This window comes from Brevundimonas faecalis (assembly GCF_040549405.1).
Lineage (GTDB): Bacteria > Pseudomonadota > Alphaproteobacteria > Caulobacterales > Caulobacteraceae > Brevundimonas > Brevundimonas faecalis.
The window spans coordinates 22,307-36,822 of the sequence record NZ_JBEPTF010000002.1; the positions used below are offsets into that span (position 1 = coordinate 22,307).

At 67.9% G+C, this 14,516-nt stretch carries 16 protein-coding genes; 1 reads left to right on the forward strand and 15 read right to left on the reverse strand.

What is annotated here, in order from left to right:
* The first annotated feature begins 21 nt into the window (after nucleotides 1–21).
* Nucleotides 22–504, forward strand: a complete 483-nt coding sequence (locus tag ABIE19_RS08010) for a hypothetical protein (RefSeq protein ID WP_354088637.1) — start codon at nucleotides 22–24, stop codon at nucleotides 502–504.
* On the opposite strand, the gene ABIE19_RS08015 is transcribed toward ABIE19_RS08010, so the two are convergent.
* From ABIE19_RS08015 to ABIE19_RS08085, 15 genes are all read right to left on the reverse strand, one after another.
* Nucleotides 501–950, reverse strand: a complete 450-nt coding sequence (locus tag ABIE19_RS08015) for an NlpC/P60 family protein (protein WP_354088638.1) — start codon at nucleotides 948–950, stop codon at nucleotides 501–503. The genes ABIE19_RS08010 and ABIE19_RS08015 overlap by 4 nt on opposite strands.
* Nucleotides 950–1,420, reverse strand: a complete 471-nt coding sequence (locus tag ABIE19_RS08020) for a DUF1833 family protein (RefSeq protein ID WP_354088639.1) — start codon at nucleotides 1,418–1,420, stop codon at nucleotides 950–952. The genes ABIE19_RS08015 and ABIE19_RS08020 overlap by 1 nt, the downstream gene beginning before the upstream one ends.
* Entirely contained in the window at nucleotides 1,420–2,334 is a 915-nt protein-coding gene (locus tag ABIE19_RS08025; RefSeq protein ID WP_354088640.1) for a hypothetical protein, read from the reverse strand. The genes ABIE19_RS08020 and ABIE19_RS08025 overlap by 1 nt, the downstream gene beginning before the upstream one ends.
* Nucleotides 2,335–2,357: 23 nt before the next feature.
* On the reverse strand, nucleotides 2,358–5,234 hold the full coding sequence (locus tag ABIE19_RS08030; protein WP_354088641.1) for a phage tail length tape measure family protein: 2,877 nt from the start codon (nucleotides 5,232–5,234) through the stop codon (nucleotides 2,358–2,360).
* A gap of 2 nt (nucleotides 5,235–5,236) precedes the next feature.
* The gene (locus ABIE19_RS08035; RefSeq protein WP_354088642.1) at nucleotides 5,237–5,935 is read right to left on the reverse strand and encodes a DUF6441 family protein; all 699 of its coding nucleotides are present in this window, start codon (nucleotides 5,933–5,935) and stop codon (nucleotides 5,237–5,239) included.
* Nucleotides 5,932–6,084 carry a hypothetical protein gene (locus ABIE19_RS08040; protein ID WP_354088643.1) on the reverse strand — a complete coding sequence of 51 codons (153 nt, stop codon included), beginning with the start codon at nucleotides 6,082–6,084 and terminating at the stop codon, nucleotides 5,932–5,934. The genes ABIE19_RS08035 and ABIE19_RS08040 overlap by 4 nt, the downstream gene beginning before the upstream one ends.
* Nucleotides 6,085–6,095: 11 nt before the next feature.
* A complete protein-coding gene (locus tag ABIE19_RS08045; protein WP_354088644.1) occupies nucleotides 6,096–6,593 on the reverse strand; it encodes a hypothetical protein in 498 nt (165 codons plus the stop codon).
* A 121-nt stretch (nucleotides 6,594–6,714) separates the two neighbouring features.
* Nucleotides 6,715–8,031, reverse strand: a complete 1,317-nt coding sequence (locus ABIE19_RS08050) for a phage tail tube protein (RefSeq protein ID WP_354088645.1) — start codon at nucleotides 8,029–8,031, stop codon at nucleotides 6,715–6,717.
* Between the two features lie 74 nt (nucleotides 8,032–8,105).
* Nucleotides 8,106–8,537, reverse strand: a complete 432-nt coding sequence (locus tag ABIE19_RS08055; RefSeq protein WP_354088646.1) for a hypothetical protein — start codon at nucleotides 8,535–8,537, stop codon at nucleotides 8,106–8,108.
* A 1-nt stretch (nucleotide 8,538) separates the two neighbouring features.
* A complete protein-coding gene (locus ABIE19_RS08060; protein ID WP_354088647.1) occupies nucleotides 8,539–8,868 on the reverse strand; it encodes a head-tail joining protein in 330 nt (109 codons plus the stop codon).
* On the reverse strand, nucleotides 8,868–9,947 hold the full coding sequence (locus ABIE19_RS08065) for a major capsid protein (protein WP_354088648.1): 1,080 nt from the start codon (nucleotides 9,945–9,947) through the stop codon (nucleotides 8,868–8,870). Before ABIE19_RS08065 ends, ABIE19_RS08060 begins: the two co-directional genes overlap by 1 nt.
* Before the next feature lie 65 nt (nucleotides 9,948–10,012).
* The gene (locus tag ABIE19_RS08070; RefSeq protein ID WP_354088649.1) at nucleotides 10,013–10,702 is read right to left on the reverse strand and encodes a head decoration protein; all 690 of its coding nucleotides are present in this window, start codon (nucleotides 10,700–10,702) and stop codon (nucleotides 10,013–10,015) included.
* A 75-nt stretch (nucleotides 10,703–10,777) separates the two neighbouring features.
* On the reverse strand, nucleotides 10,778–12,247 hold the full coding sequence (locus ABIE19_RS08075) for a S49 family peptidase (RefSeq protein ID WP_354088650.1): 1,470 nt from the start codon (nucleotides 12,245–12,247) through the stop codon (nucleotides 10,778–10,780).
* A 21-nt stretch (nucleotides 12,248–12,268) separates the two neighbouring features.
* Nucleotides 12,269–13,915 (reverse strand): phage portal protein, encoded by a 1,647-nt coding sequence (locus ABIE19_RS08080; RefSeq protein WP_354088651.1) that lies wholly within the window; start codon nucleotides 13,913–13,915, stop codon nucleotides 12,269–12,271.
* Nucleotides 13,916–13,923: 8 nt separating this feature from the next.
* Nucleotides 13,924–14,487 carry a hypothetical protein gene (locus ABIE19_RS08085; RefSeq protein WP_354088652.1) on the reverse strand — a complete coding sequence of 188 codons (564 nt, stop codon included), beginning with the start codon at nucleotides 14,485–14,487 and terminating at the stop codon, nucleotides 13,924–13,926.
* Nucleotides 14,488–14,516 lie beyond the last annotated feature (29 nt).

Below are 14,516 nucleotides of genomic sequence, written 5' to 3' on the forward strand. Positions count from 1 at the left end.
TCACGGTTCACAGGAGGCCCCATGACCGTCACCTCGCGCTTCCCGGCGCCCGCCGCCTATGAAGACCTGAAGCCCGGGACTTTCTTCACCTATACAGACGACAGCCGATCCGGATTGGGCCTGCGCGTCACCAATGGCCGATCGCTCGGCGCCTTGGTCATTTGTGAGGATGACGGCGAAGCCAAGCCCTACGCCAGGACCGCCGGCTTCCCGACCTATGTCGAGGCGATCGAAGAGGACATCACCATCATGCCTCTCGAGGGCGACGGCCTCGGCCATACCTCGACCGACTTTGCGGCTGGCGGCAGCCTATGGCTCATGCGGGATGGTGATTTTGCAGTTCGCACCGCCGGGCCCAGCCATAAGGCGGTATGGTGGTCGCTCGTCACGGGCCAGATGAGAATTGACCAACCTGATAGCTCCGACATCGTTCACCAGCGCTGGAAGGCTGTCGCGCGTGGAGAGCGCCCGGGCGATGAAATCGAGCTCTTCCGTTTCGGCTAGAGCCGCACGATCTTGGTGACGCCTGCGGGCACGAAGGCCCCCTTCAGTCGATAGCCGGCGCCGGGTTCATCCAGGTCCAGGATGACGGTGCCGAAGGGGGTGTCGGCGTGCAGGATCTCGCGGGGCCCCAGCATGTAGCCGACATGATAGGCCCGCCCCATCCAGGACAGCCAGGCGACCACCCCGGCCTGGGGCTCGACCGGCCGCCATTCCGCCAGCCCCTCAGCCAGCAGGCGGGCCCTCTCGCCGGCGCCGCGCGGCGTCACGATGTCCGCTGCGTATCGATCCTGATAATCGGGCGTCTCCACCTGGCCGAAGGTCTTCAGGCACCACCGCGCCAGCCCCTTGCAGTCCCAGCCCGCCGGCGTCTCGCCCTTGGCCAGGAAGGGAGCGCCGACCAGGGGCGCGACCTGCGTCCGCAGATCCGCCGGCGCATAGAGCTTCATCAGAACAGCCCGGGCGCCGAGGCGGGGGTGTAGTTGAAGGCCACGGCCGGCTCCTCGGCGAAGTCGCGCGGCCGGATCACGGCCGTCAGCCGCGTCGCCTCGATCTGGACCGAGTGCAGGGAGGCGTCCCGCAGCGCGTGCTCGATGACGTCCGGATCCGCCACCCGCACGATCGACAGATCCAACGTGGGCGGCGACAGGGCCGCCTCGCAGGCCTGCTCGATCCGATAGTCCACGTTCTCGACCGTCAGCTGGGCCTGACCGACGGGATTGTCCTGACTGGCGCCGGCCCAACGCAGGCTGAATGGAAAGTGCTGATAGACGACGCCGTTCGAGACGATCCCGTCCGGCCAGTCCGTCACCCGGATCGGCTCCTCCAGCGCGTCGCTGCGGATCTCCGCCAACTGAGCCACCGCGTCCGGCTCGCCCTTCCAGGCCGCGTCCACGAAGGCGTCCGAAACCTCGACCATCACGCTGTCTCCAACCAGATTGAAAATTCCATGACATGCAGGCCGCCCCGGGTTTCGGCCAGGCGCGGCGCGCCGTCGGCGGCCCAGCTGGCGATGCACAAGCGATCGCTGCCCGGCTCGACGAACCAGAACTTGGCGGCCGAAGCGGCGAAGCTCTCCAGCATCCCGCGCTGAACCACGTCGCAGCGCATCCGGCCGCTCAGCTTGCGCGCCGGGTCGGGCGAGATCCGGCGCGACATCGGACGGCCCGCGCCGGCGTCGAACTCGACCCAGCCGGGCTTGGGGTCGAACCCGGCCCCGGTCTCGATCTCGCGCAGGGCGCCGGGCCAGGCCGGCAGCTGCAGGTCGATGTTCGTATGCCGCCCCGGCGACCAGAGCAGGGCGTATTCCGTCGGCGGCGCCGGGGCGATCAGGGGCTTCAACAGGACGGCCTCGATCGCCTGGCCCGATCCCGTCGCCGTCGCCCCGACCTCGAGCAGCGCCTTGGCGGCGGCTGACGGCCGGGGGATCCGCCCCCAGGCCAGGTGATAGGTGTCCCTCAAGCCCTGCACGCCCACCCCCCAGCGCTGCAGGAAGGGGCGGCGCACCACCAGGTCCACGGCCGTCAGCACCGCCCCGCCGGCGTCCTGGAAGACCAGGCGCACGATCGGTGTGACGGCGACGCCGGCGACGAAGGCGGCGACGGCGCATGACGCCTCGACCGTTCCCACGCCGGCGACGTCGGCGGCGGCGGCCGAGGAGGTCAGGATCCGGAACGCCTGCCCGCCGGCGGTCGAGGTCCCGACCGCTTTCAGCGCCGCCCGGCCGGGCGCGCCGCGCTGGCCTTCGTCCACCGACAGCGACAGGCCCGCCGGCGTCGCGGTCCAGCCGGACGGGCCGTCGAGCAAGCCGCCGTTTGTCAGTCGATTTTCCATATCGCCCTTTCAGCTGGAGAGGGTCAGCCCCTTCGGCGCGGCTGGGGCGTCGCCTTCATGCCGCGCATCAGGTCGCCGTTGCGCCCGGCCTTCTGCAGCTGCGCCTTGAAGACCGGCTCGAGCAGCAGCTCCATTCCGCCGTCCGGCGTCTGGCGCATGGACCCGGTCAGGGGCTCGCTGCCCATGTTGTTCACGGTCAGGCCGCCGAAATTGATCATGGGTGCAGCGGCGGCCGATGCGATCTGACGCGAGCGGTTGTGCTCATAGACGCCGGATCCGCGCGGCAGGCGCAGCAGCTCCGGCCCGCGCTCCCCGACCCATTTCAGACCGCCCTCGGAGAAGTCGGTGCCGGCGGAATGGCCGCTGCCGAAGACGCTGTTCATGATGTCCCCGACGACCGAGGCCCAGCCGCCGCCGCTGGCGCCGCCCTTGCCCCCCATGCCCTTGCCGCCGCCGAACAGGTCGTTGATCACCTGCGACCAGTCCACCTTGCCGGCCAGATCCGCCAGGGCCTCGCCCAGCTTGACGATCCACTTGTCCGTGGCGCGGTCGAACTGTTCGCCGATGGCGTCGCCTATGCCGCTGTGCTTGATGTCCAGCAGGAAGTTCGACATCCATTGGCGGCGCGCGCCGGCGATCTCGGCGTTGATCTCGTCGACGATCTCCTTCTTCGCCTGGGCCATGGCGCGGTCATCGCCGCGATTCCAGCCCTCGCGCTGCTCGATCTCGCGAGCGCGAGACCGGATCCGCGCTCCCGTATTCAGTATCCGGGCCAGCTGGGTGTCGCCGGACAGACGCGCCAGCGTCAGGCGATGCTCCAGCGCCGCCTCTTCGCGCAGCCGTTGGACAACCTGCAATCGAGCCTGGTCGATCGCGAGCCTGTCCTTTCCGGCCTGCCCCGCCGCCTCATCAATGATCTTGATGTCGAGCGACCCCTTTACGACCTTTGCAATAGTACCCAGGCCAGCCTTTCGATACTCCTCGGTCCGTCGGCGAAGATCCAGGACGCGCTCCTCGGCCGCGACGTCCTGTTCGCGGCCAGCTGCGCGCATGACATCGAGTTGCGCGGCCTGCATCAGCTCCCCGCGTTCTCTTGCTGCAGCATCGGCTAAGGCCTGGCGGAGAGGGGCGTCTTCTTCGAGCGCCTTTGTCCGAGCCTCCGCCGATTTCGCTCCACCATCTTCCAACTCGCGGACACGGCGCCGGATACGCTCCTCTTCCTCAAGGCGGCGCGTTTCACCGTGATCATTGGTGGCCCGAGCGATTTCCCGCTCTCTCGCCGCCTGAGTGTCCTCTTCCCTACGTCGGCGCTGCAGAGCTTCGCGTGCCTCTCGTTCAGCCTCTCGAGCAGCACGAGCAGCCGAGCGTGCAGCACTATCGCGATCTTTCTTCCCGGCGTTGTTGCGATCACGCGCCTCTATCGCGGCCTGGTTCCTAGCTGCCTCCGCAGCACGATCGCGAGCCGTTCGGCTATTCCAGTCGCGTTCGTAGCGAAGTCGGAACAGCTCCGCTTCATCGCGCCTACGACTTGTCGGATCCTGAGCCCGACCGCCGCCTACGCCGACGGAGCGGTTTGCGACCCGCGCTTCCAGCTCGGCGATCCGTTCGCTGTCCGTGGTGTGGAGCCACTCGCCCAACTTCGTCCAGTAGTTGGACATGCTGCGCGTCGCGACGTCCCAGAAGCTGGAAAGCTCATCGACCTGATCGGCATGGCCCGACATGGCGCCGGTCAAGGCCTCAAGCAGGAGCTTCTGCGCAGCAGTTCTATCGCCCAGCTTCTGCAGGCTCTCGATATGCTCGAGCGTCTTCATATCCAGCAGGCCAAATTGACGGGTCATCTCGGCGCCCGCCTTGGCAGGATCCTCCATCGCCTTGGCCAGGTACTCGGTCGCGCCGACTGCGTCCTTGCCTGCGAACACCGCGTAATCCTTGGTGATAGCGATCAGACCGCTCATCACCTCCCCACCGATCTTGCCGGTCGAGACATAGGTCGCCGCCATCTTTTCAGCGGCCCTGATCGACACCTCTCCTGCCTCAGCGCCGGCGTCCGCCGCCGCCTTCAGTTCGGTCGCGGTCAAGCGGGCCGTGCGCCCCAGACCCGTCGCCGCGTTTTCCAGGGCCGCCGCCGACTTGTCCGCATTGTGCCAGGCCGCGCCCAAGACGGCTGTAGCGCCGGCGGCCAGGCCGAGCGATCCCACCAGCAGGGTCAGGGGCCCGGTCAGGCGGATGGCCGAGGTCGCGAAGGCGTCCATGATCTGCGGACCCTGCTGAATCGCGATCATGAAGGGATTCATACCCATCATGCCCGTGGTGAAGACGTCCGAGGCCTGCCGCGTCAGGTTCAGGCGGGAGGCCAGGACGTTACGGGTCATCCCCTTGTTCTGGCGGTCGAGGGCCAACGTCGCCTCTTCATAGCGGCGGCGCGCCTGGCCCTGGGCCTGGGCCAGTTGATCTGTCGTGATCTTTCCGCGCTTGGCCAGGGCGTCGTATTCCGCCAGTTCCTGGTTCAGCTTCTGCTGCGCCGCCCAGGCAGGGTCCAGGGCGGCCCGCAAGGCCTGCGCACGCCGTTCGTACACCTTGTCGGCGGCGAACAGGGACTGGGCCGCGACAGAGGCCCGGGCGTTGCCGGGCGCCGATGTCTGATCCTGCAGCGAGATCCGCGTGGATCCGCCGGCGACGGCGTTGATCCGGTTCTGCGCCGCCGTCTGCGCCTGGACCGCCGCCTTGGCCACCTCGCGCAGCTGCTCGATCTCGCGCCGGGCGGCGGCGGCGGCCCGGTCGGATCCGGCCGCCGCCTTTTCATTCATGCTCACCAGGGCGCGCTCGGCGCCCTGGGCCTCGCGGACGACGTCCTTTCCGCCCTCCGGCTTCAGACGCACGGCGATTTGCTTGACGCTCATGTTCAGCGGCTCCGATGCATGACGATCAGACCGGCGACGGTCGCCCCGGCCTCTTCAGCGATGGCGTCCAGATCCATGCGCTTGCGGGTTGTGACCTGGGGAACCAGGGTGAAGACGACGATGGTGTGGCCGGCGGGGCCGTAGAGCCGCGAACCGCGACCGCGCTGGCGATAGGGCGCGGCGATCCCCGTGGCGCGATTGCGCATGGCGCCGTCGACGACCAGGAAGGCGCGACGGCCGCCCTTTTCGGGGACGAAGCGCAACTTCAGGCCTGTGCGACGCTCGAAACCCGCCGGGGTGACGCGCTCGCGGGCGCCCCTTCGGTTGACGTGGCCGCCGCCCCCCTCGAAGCCGGCCCTGAGGCCCTGCTTGCCGGCGGCGTCCGTGGGAACCGCCAGCCAGCGACCGCCCCTGGCGCGAATGACCGTGGCCTGCAGCGCCGTCTCGATGATCTTCGCCGCCGACCCGCGCACGGCCACGTAGCCGGCCGCCTCCACGCTGTCCCGCCCCTGCGGATAGACCTTTCCACGCCAGGCCAGGGGGAGGCGATTGCTCATGGAAAAGGCCCTCCAGGTTTCATCCCGGAGGGCCGTCTTCAGGACATTGGTGGCCTCGCGCACGCTGGCGGTGACGTCGCGGGCCAGCTCCTTCTCGATCTCCGCCGCCAGGCCATCGGCGTCGACGTCGATCCGGGCCCTCATTCCTCATTCTCGCGGCTGAGACCCTTGACGACCCAGCCCTCTGCGACCGGCAGGGACTCCGCCAGCAGCAGCCGAGCCTTGAGCGACAATCCGCCGCCCATCTCGGCGAAGGACGCCACCGCCCCGAAGTCCAGGGCGAAGGGCCCCATGGCGCTGGACCTCAGCTGGCCGCTGCAGGCGTCGAGGATGTCCCAGACGCGGCGCCCTTCGCGGGTGCGGGGGGCGTGCCGGTCGAAGGGGCAGGACTCGCCGTCACCGCCGCAGTATCGCCGCCTGCAGCTGTTCCGGCAGTAGGATCCGCCTCCCTCGCCGAACTGCCATTTGGCGAGGGAGATGATCCGTTTTTTTCCGACAGCAGGGCGAACACGGTGTTCGCATAGTCCTTGTCGAAATAGTCGAAGATCGTCGGCGATTGCTTCAGCAGGCGATGGACCTGCAGAGGCCTGGGATAGGGCAGAGGCCTTCCCTTCTCATCCCCCAGGCCCTCCCACTTCTGGGCCCCGGCGGCGACGATCGCGCAGACCATGACGAAGGTCAGCCGGCCCGCGCGGCGCGGCGGCGCGTCGTCTTCGCCCTGCTCCTCGATCGCTTCGTCCACGGGGTCCGTGGCTTCGTCCGCCTCGCTTTCCAGCCCGAGCTCGCGCAGCAGATCGGTCATGATCATGCGCATGTCGACGATGACCGGCGAGGACACGGGATCCATGAGGACCCGAAGGCCCTCGATCGGCTCGGCCCACTCGGGCCCGACGTCTTCCTTCAGCTGATACATGGTCGGTTCCCTATGCCAAGGCGTAGACGGCGCCGGCGACGTCGTTGTCGAGGATGACGGTCAGCGACTTGCCCAACGACCGATCCAGGGCGGCCCGGAAGCCGTAATCCGCCTGGACGCCGCCGCCGTTTGTGATCGGACGCTTCGCCTTGGGCATACGCACGCGGTGCAGGATGATCCGCAGGATGAAATCCGTCCCGGGCCGCCACCAGGAGAACTCGAGGTCACACGCCTCGCCGTTCTCGGCCTGTTGCTGCAGCTCGGGCCCGCTGTATCGAACGCCGAGCTGGCCGGTCCATTCAGGATCTCCGGCGTCGATGCCTGTGATGCGGCCATCGCCGCGCATACCCGGAACGGGATCGAGGCCATTGCTCAAGTTGAGTTGGCCGCTGACCAGGTCTGCGACCGGGACGCCATAACGCAACACCGAACCTGAAAACTGAGAAAAGCGGATGACGTCCAGACCGTCGTCCAAGGCGCCCACTGCGCTGACCTCAGCGGCGGGATCCTCGCCCTGGGCGATGAGACCCAGCGTCGCCGTCAGTCGACCGCTACGCTGCATCTGGATGGCGATGGTGTTCAATGCGACGCCGTAGTTCATGTGGAAAGAGGGCACCTCCGGGTGCTGGATCTCAATCCCGGCCGAGGGTAGAACGGCCGCGCCGCTCTCGAAGGTGTGGCGATAGCCCCCGGTGGCCGCACCTCCGGTCAGCGTCGCCCCCGACAACGTGGCGTTGGAAGCCGGCGTCGAGCTGGCCTCGATCGCAAAGCTGTTGCCCGCGATCCCAAGGGCGTCGGCTTCGATCAGGATCCCGTTGCCTCGGGGGTTCTGGCGATAGGTCGCCGCCGCCACGCCCGGCACGGCGCTGGCGTTCAACTGGCGCACCGCCACCTCGACGGTCGCAGCGATCGTCGAACCGATCTTGATCTGATTGGCCGTGGGCGATCCGCTGACGAAGGTGAAGGTCTGGCCCCCGACGCTGATCGTCGCATTGTTGGCCGGCTGGGCGGAGAAGACGATCGAGCCTTTGGCGGGCTTGCCGGCCGCGCTTGTGGGGGCGCCGAACATCATCGTCAGCCAGATGCCGAACTGTCGGGCGCAGATCGGCACGACGGCGTCGCCCTGGTCATCGGACGGCCCGACTTCCGGCTCGTCGGGCTCGCGGCCGTTTCCGCGCAGATCGCCGTCTTCCAGAGGCTGTTCCTCGCCCAACGAAGTCGAGGAAAACGACATCCGGCGATAGCCGCTGGCCTCGGGGAAGCCGTAAGCCTTTTCAAACTTGAGGCCCATGCGGGCGTTAGCGCCCCGCGCGCGAGTGCGTCCCATGTGAGTGCTCCATTTTCAGGGATGTCCGCCTGGCTCCGGACGGTGTCTGGCCAGGTGCGAGCGGCCGAGGCCGATCAGGTCAGGGGGTTCGGCGTCGAATAGACAGCCAGGATCGTAAGCTGCGCCCCCCGAACGGGTTCGGCGTTGTCCAGGACGATGTCGTCGGTCAGCGGAGCCCCAGGCTCCAGCCATTCGGCCAGGCCGCCAAGGCTGCGATCCGTCTCGATGCGTTCGCCGATCGCCTGCAGCATCTGATCCAGGAGCTCGTGCCTCGCGGCCGAGCCGATCGGCCCCAGGACTTCGAGCTCGATCTCATGTTCGTAGGTGTAGAGTAGAGGCGACAGCGTCACCTCCGGTTCGCCCGGATCGCCGTCGTGCAGGATGACCGTGCCGCCCGGATCCGGGCGCTTCGGCAGGGGCTGATCCCTGCGATGTTCGGCGTGCGGCAAGGCGGCCTTCAGCATCGCATCCACCGCCTGGACGACCTCCTCGCGTTTGCTGGCCATGTCAGCCTCCGACCAGGACGACGGTGCACAACCACCAGCCGTCTTCATTGCGGCGCGGATCTCCGATGACGCGCAGGATCTCGCGCACGGCGCCGGTGTCGTCGTCCAGGATCTGCACCTGGTCGCCTTCCGCCGGCAGGGCGATCCAGCGCTCGTGGATTTCAACCGCGCGGGCGGTCAGGACGTGTGAGGCGTCGCCGTAGCGGGCGATCGCATCCTCTTCCGCTGGCAGGACGCGGACCTCTCCGGCCACGCCCGACCAGGTCGCACGGTCGCCGAGGTGTTCGTCCACCTCGGCGACCAATGCGGCCATGTGCTTGCCGAAGCCCATCAGGGCTTCGGTCCCCGCACCCACTTCGCCAGCAGACGCGGCTTGCGCCAGATCGGCAGGGCGTTCATCTGGTACTTCCATTCCAGACCGGCGCCGTGCTTCATCATCTCCTCGGAGACGTGGATCAGATCGTCATCGGACGAAGACGCCGAGGAGCCGTCCAGTTCGCGGATGTCCAGAGGCGGCGCCGCATAGGTGACGTGGGAATCGATCGTGCCGACCGGATAGGACAGGGCCTCCGTCGGTTCGATCAGACGGGTCGTCCCGGAGGCGCCCCACAGCTTCACCCGATCGCGGTATTCCCGGATCATGACGCCGCCGATCTCGATCTTGCGGCGGAAGCTGTTGCCTGCCCGCTCCCTCTGCTGGTTCAGGAGCAGGAGCATGGCAGGGGTGTTCGCGAAATACTTCTCCACCGAAGGGTGGCGAATGATCTCGTCGTAAAACTCCGGAGCGATCCGCGCTTCCAGCCCGGTCATCGTGTCGTTGACCAGTTCATCCTCAGTCCCGGAAATGACTTCTTCCAGGGCCTTCGGCACGTCGAAATTGGGGTTGGCCAGATCGAAATAGACGATGCGTTGCTGGACGCCGAACACCTTGTTCATGTCGTAGAGCAGGGTGTTTGCGCCGTCGCGGATTTCATTCCGCAGCGACGACAGCTTCATCACTTCGCGGGTGATCTCGAACTTCAGGCGGTTCCGCTTGTGACGGATCTCGACCTTGTTGATCAGCGCGTCGTCCGGATTACGCTTCCGTTTCGCATAGGCCAGCCACTTGCGAATATCGCCCGCCAGCACCGAATCCTCATGGCTGACGTTCGGGATCTTGAAGATGAAGCCCTTGCCGCTTTCGTGACGGGCGATCGTCGAGGGACGGCCGCCTTCGGTGACCGGCAGGGCGGTGATGACGCCGTCCTCGATGTCGATTTCGACGAAGGGGGTGTCGAGACCTTCAACCGGGAACATGCCGTCGGCGTTCAACTGGCCGAAGGCGTCCGGGATTGAGTTGACCAGGCCCGTGTGATGGGCGGCGGTCAGGGGAAGCAGCGAGCCGCTGCCGAGCAGTTCTTCGGGGTCCATAGGAGCCCTCCTTTCAAAAGAGTGTCAGGGAGGGGCCCCTAAGGCGCCCTCGGAGGTGATGCGGATCAGCCGCTGACGAAGGGACGGATCCCCAGCTCGGCCAGGCGCGCATAGGCCGCCTCTTTCAGCGCGGCCGTCGCGCCGGCGGGCCAGACGATGGCCTCACGGCGGACGATGACCGGGCCGCGTCGCAGGGACTTGAGCTCGACGTCCTGACCGACCGGGGCCTCGGCCTCGAACAGGTTGATCCCGGTGATGATCTGGGTTCCGTCGGTGGCGGCGGGATCCCAGGGCACGTCCTTCTCGACCACGCCGGCGGCATAGGCCACGGTGACCGGGATGCGATCGCCCACGGCGAAATCGGTCGAGCCGTCCGCCAGGGTGAAGTTGAGCGCGCCGTTATAGGCCACGCCCACGCTGCCGGCGCCGTCGACGCCGCCGTCCGGCTTGATCACCTGGAAGGATCCGCCGTTGGCGGCGGCCGAAACGACGACGACGCTGTAGACGCCGGCAGGGGCGCCGACATCGGCCGTCACCGCGCCGATCGCGCCGTTGCCCGTGCCGACCACGGCGCCGGCCGTGACGGTCGCCGCCCCGATCAGGATCGTGCCCAGCAGGACGAAGGCCGGAAAGGCCCGGGCCGTGCCGACGCCGCCGCGCCCCTTGCGTTCGTCGGTCGTATAGGTCGGATCATATTCCGAATGGATCAGATCGCTCAGACCGGGCAGGTCGGTCTTGAAAACATAGGCCCTCATGGCGGCCTCCTTTGTTTCAGGTGGGTGGTCGTTGCCCGGATCGCAGACCAGCTCCGGACGGCTGGGCTGACGGGACTAGGACGCCTCGCCCCGGTTCTTCTGGATGCGGGCGGCGACGGCGTCGCCCAAGGCGCCTTCGCTCTTCTTCGCGCCGTCGGGGCCGAGGCGCGACTGGTTCGCCAGGGCCCGGTCGAGGCGGTTGCCGCCCGACGTGCGACCGGCGACGGCGGCCGAGGCCTTGAATTGCGCCAGGGTCTGCCCGGTCTGGATCGCGGCCAGCGCAAGAGCCGGGTGCTTCACGGCCTCGGCCGAGGCGGCGATGGCGGCGGCGTCGCCTTCCTTCTTGTCGTCCTGGTCTTCGTCTTCGGCGCCGCCTTCGCCCTTGGGCTTGGCGTCGTCGTCTTCTTCTTCGTCGTCGTCGCCTTCGTCGTCCTTGGGCTTGGTGTCGTCGGTCTCGGCCTTCGGCAGGGCCTCCGACAGGGCCTTGATTGCGGCTTGGTCCAGCCCGGCCGACTTTGCGGCGGCGAGCACAGCGGAACGCTTCATGTCCTTCTCCTCGGTAGATGCGGCCGGCGCCGGAGCCGCGTTGGATGACGCCAGACGCTCGCGCGCCAGCTCTCGGATCGCCCCGAACGCCTTGCGCTCGGACGCGATCTCATCGACCAGGCCCTTGGCCAGGGCCGAAAGTTGCGGATTGTCGGAATCGCCGAAGTAGCAACCGGCCTCGGTCGCCAGGATCTCTTCCTCGGTCAGGTTCGGGCGCCCCGCGAGCACATCGGCCACGAACCATCGACCGCACTGATCGATTTCGTCCTGCAGGCCCTGGCTGGCGGTTTCCGACAGCGGCTCCATCCAGCTGCCGTCCGTCTTTTTCGCCCCGAACTTGAACGGGGTGATCACGATGCCGTCCTTGGCGAAGGCGCCGGAAAAGTCGCAGTGAGTGACGACGGCGCCGATCGAGCCGACGCCGCTCTCGCGCGCCGCGACGATGTGATCGGCGGCGCTGGGCTCCCAATAGGCGGCGCTGTAGCCGTCGCGTAGGAAGGCGTGGATCGGCTTTCCGCCGGCGGAGGCCCGGTTTTCCCGCTTCAGCGCCGCCAGCTCGGGAAGGCCTTGATCCACCACGCCGCCCGGCGAGCGAACCACCTCCCAGATCGCGCCGACGCGTGCGTCCGCGAACATCTCTTCATAGGCGGCGAAGAGGGTGTCGTAGCCGTGATACCAGACATCGCCCCAGCCGAAGCCTTCGGCCATCAGCGGGCCCGTGATCTCCAGGATGCCGACGCCGTCCTTCAGCACCCAGCCGAAACCCACATCGTCGGGCTCGCCCACGAAGCGCGGCGCCGAGGCCAGGGGCTCCGTCCGTTCCTCGAAATCCTCCCTGCCGGCGAGCGCACGCCGTGCGCGCCCGAAGAAGTTGGCGATGGGCGAGCCGCGATCGCCGGCCTCGAGGCCCAACTGTCGGGCCAGGGCCGGGATCGCCTCTTCGCGCATGAGTAGCGGGCGGCCGGACAGGGCGGCCGCCAGCTGGGCGGGGTTTCGCATGGGGACCTCTCGGGTTCGCCGTCAGGCGGCGGAGCGCTGATCCAGGAAGGCCTGGTGCGCGGGATCGCGGCTGGAGCGGGCCGTCCGGTCGAGGGCGCCGTTCGGGTACTCCAACTCCAGCTCCTCGTACTTGGCCCGCTCCCGCGCCTTCTGTTCCAGGACCTCTTCCCAGTCCTTGCCCTGATCGTCGCACTCGTCTTCCAGGGTGCTGACGTTGGCCTCGATGCGGGCGGCGGCGGCGTCGATTTCCTTCGTCGGGTCGATGAAGCCGCGCCCCGGGCCGATGCAGTGGATCTGGCAATAGGCGTCGACGGCGTCGTAGAAATCAGGCGCGCCGTCCGGGACCTGGACATAGCCCCGGTCAAACGCCTCTTCGGCCCAGGAGACGATGAACGGACGGACCAACTGATCCTCCATCAGGCCCATGAGGGCCACCGTCTCGGCCCAGGCGTGACGCAGGGCGGCGCGCGCAGACGAATAATTCGTCTGCGAATAGTCCATCGACAGTTCTTCGTAGGTGACGCCGACCGTCGCAGCGATCAGGCGCAGGATGGCGCGAACGAAGGCGTCGAAGTTGGCGACGTCTTTCGACGCCGTCTGCAGCTGCAGCTCGTCGCCGTAGGGCAGGACCGGGATCTGCGCCCCGTTGGCCAGGTTGACCGGGTGTTCCTTGTAGTGATCCTGGCGCCAGGTCTCGAAGTCCCTGACGTCCTTGGGCTCGAAGCTCTCGCTGACGGCGCCGGGGCCGCCGTTCGACTTCATGAAGGCGACGATCAGGGCGTTGACGGTTGCGCTCTGCAGCGTCGCATCCGTGAACCGCGACAGGGCGCGGAAACTCTTCAGCGCCGCGACGAAACGGCTGATCCCGCGCGTCTGGCCGGCGCGGTCGGGCTCGAAGCAGTGGAAGACCTGAGGGCGGCCCCATTCCGTCCAGCGCTTGAACCGCTTCCAGCGGTACTGGCCGGGCCCGCCGAAGTCTGAAGGGTGACGCTCACGGATATGATAGGCGTCCGGCGCGCCGTCGCTGTCGAACTCGACGCCGGCGCGTAGGTCGTCCCGATCCGGCCGGTTGTTCGGGTTGGAAAGCCGATCCGGATCGACCAGGCGCAGGCGGGTCTTGTAGCGCGTGTGGTCGTTGGCCGCCCATTCGCCGAGGCCCAAGGCCTCGCCGTCGACGACGATATGCGACGCGGCCAGGCGCAGCTGCTGGCCCCAGGTCAGTCGGCGTTCCGCATCCGAGGTGAAGGCGTGGCCGTAGGCGTAGAGCTGGAACTCCGTGCTCAGATCCGCGCCCAGCTGGCGGGCGGCCTCGATGTCGATGCCGAGGGCCCGGGCATTGGGGCGGAACTTGACGCGCCAGCCGCGCCCGATGGCGGCGTTGACCCGCCGGGACTTGGCCGAGGCCGCCACGGGGTCGTTGCGGGTCCGCTCACGGACCCGGGCCGTGACGGCGTTGCGGGCCGGCAACCAATCCCGGTCAGCCGAACCCAGGTGAGCGGGCCATTCGGAAAAATAGGTGCCGTGGCCGCTCGCCCCCTCATAGGCCGGCGCGCCGCCCATGGCGGCCGTATCAGTCATGGCCACGGCGCGAGCGCGGGCGACCTCGTACTGCGAGATCGACCGGCCGGAAGACGTGACAAGGCCAGAGGGAGCGAACGGCGCGCGCATGGTGCGGCTCAGCGCTTGGAGGGCGTGGCGGGCGCGACGGACGCCACCGCCGCTTGCTCGAGATCCGCGACGCGGGCGGTCAGGCCGGAAAAATCGACCTCTACGCCGCCGGCTTCCAGAGCCTCGATCCGTTTCTCCAGGCCCTGCAGGGATGCGGTCGGAGCGAAGGCCGTCAGATCATGACCCTCGATCTTCTGCAGGCGCTCTGCGAGCGCCGCCCGTGCCTCGACCTCATGCGCGGCGAGTTGCACGATCGACTCATCGATCGCCTCGAAGCGCGTCTTCAGCGCCTCATCCAGGCTCTCGAACCGCTGCTTGAGCCAGGCGTCGTCATAGGCGTTCGCTTGGGCGCTCCCGGCCGCGAAGAAGCCGGCGCCCAGCGCTTCCTTGAAAGCCAGGCGAGCCGCTACGACGGCCTCGTCCAGCGCCGGCGGGACTGGCGAGCTCGGGAAGGTGGTCAGGGCGCGCATCGCGTCCAGGTAGGCGACCAGGGCGATGAAAACCGGGTGATCGGTCAGGGACGCGGTCGCAGCGTCCGCCGGCACGTCCGCCGTCGTGGTGGATTGGCTCATGACAGCCTCCTTGATGGATGAAATCCGGG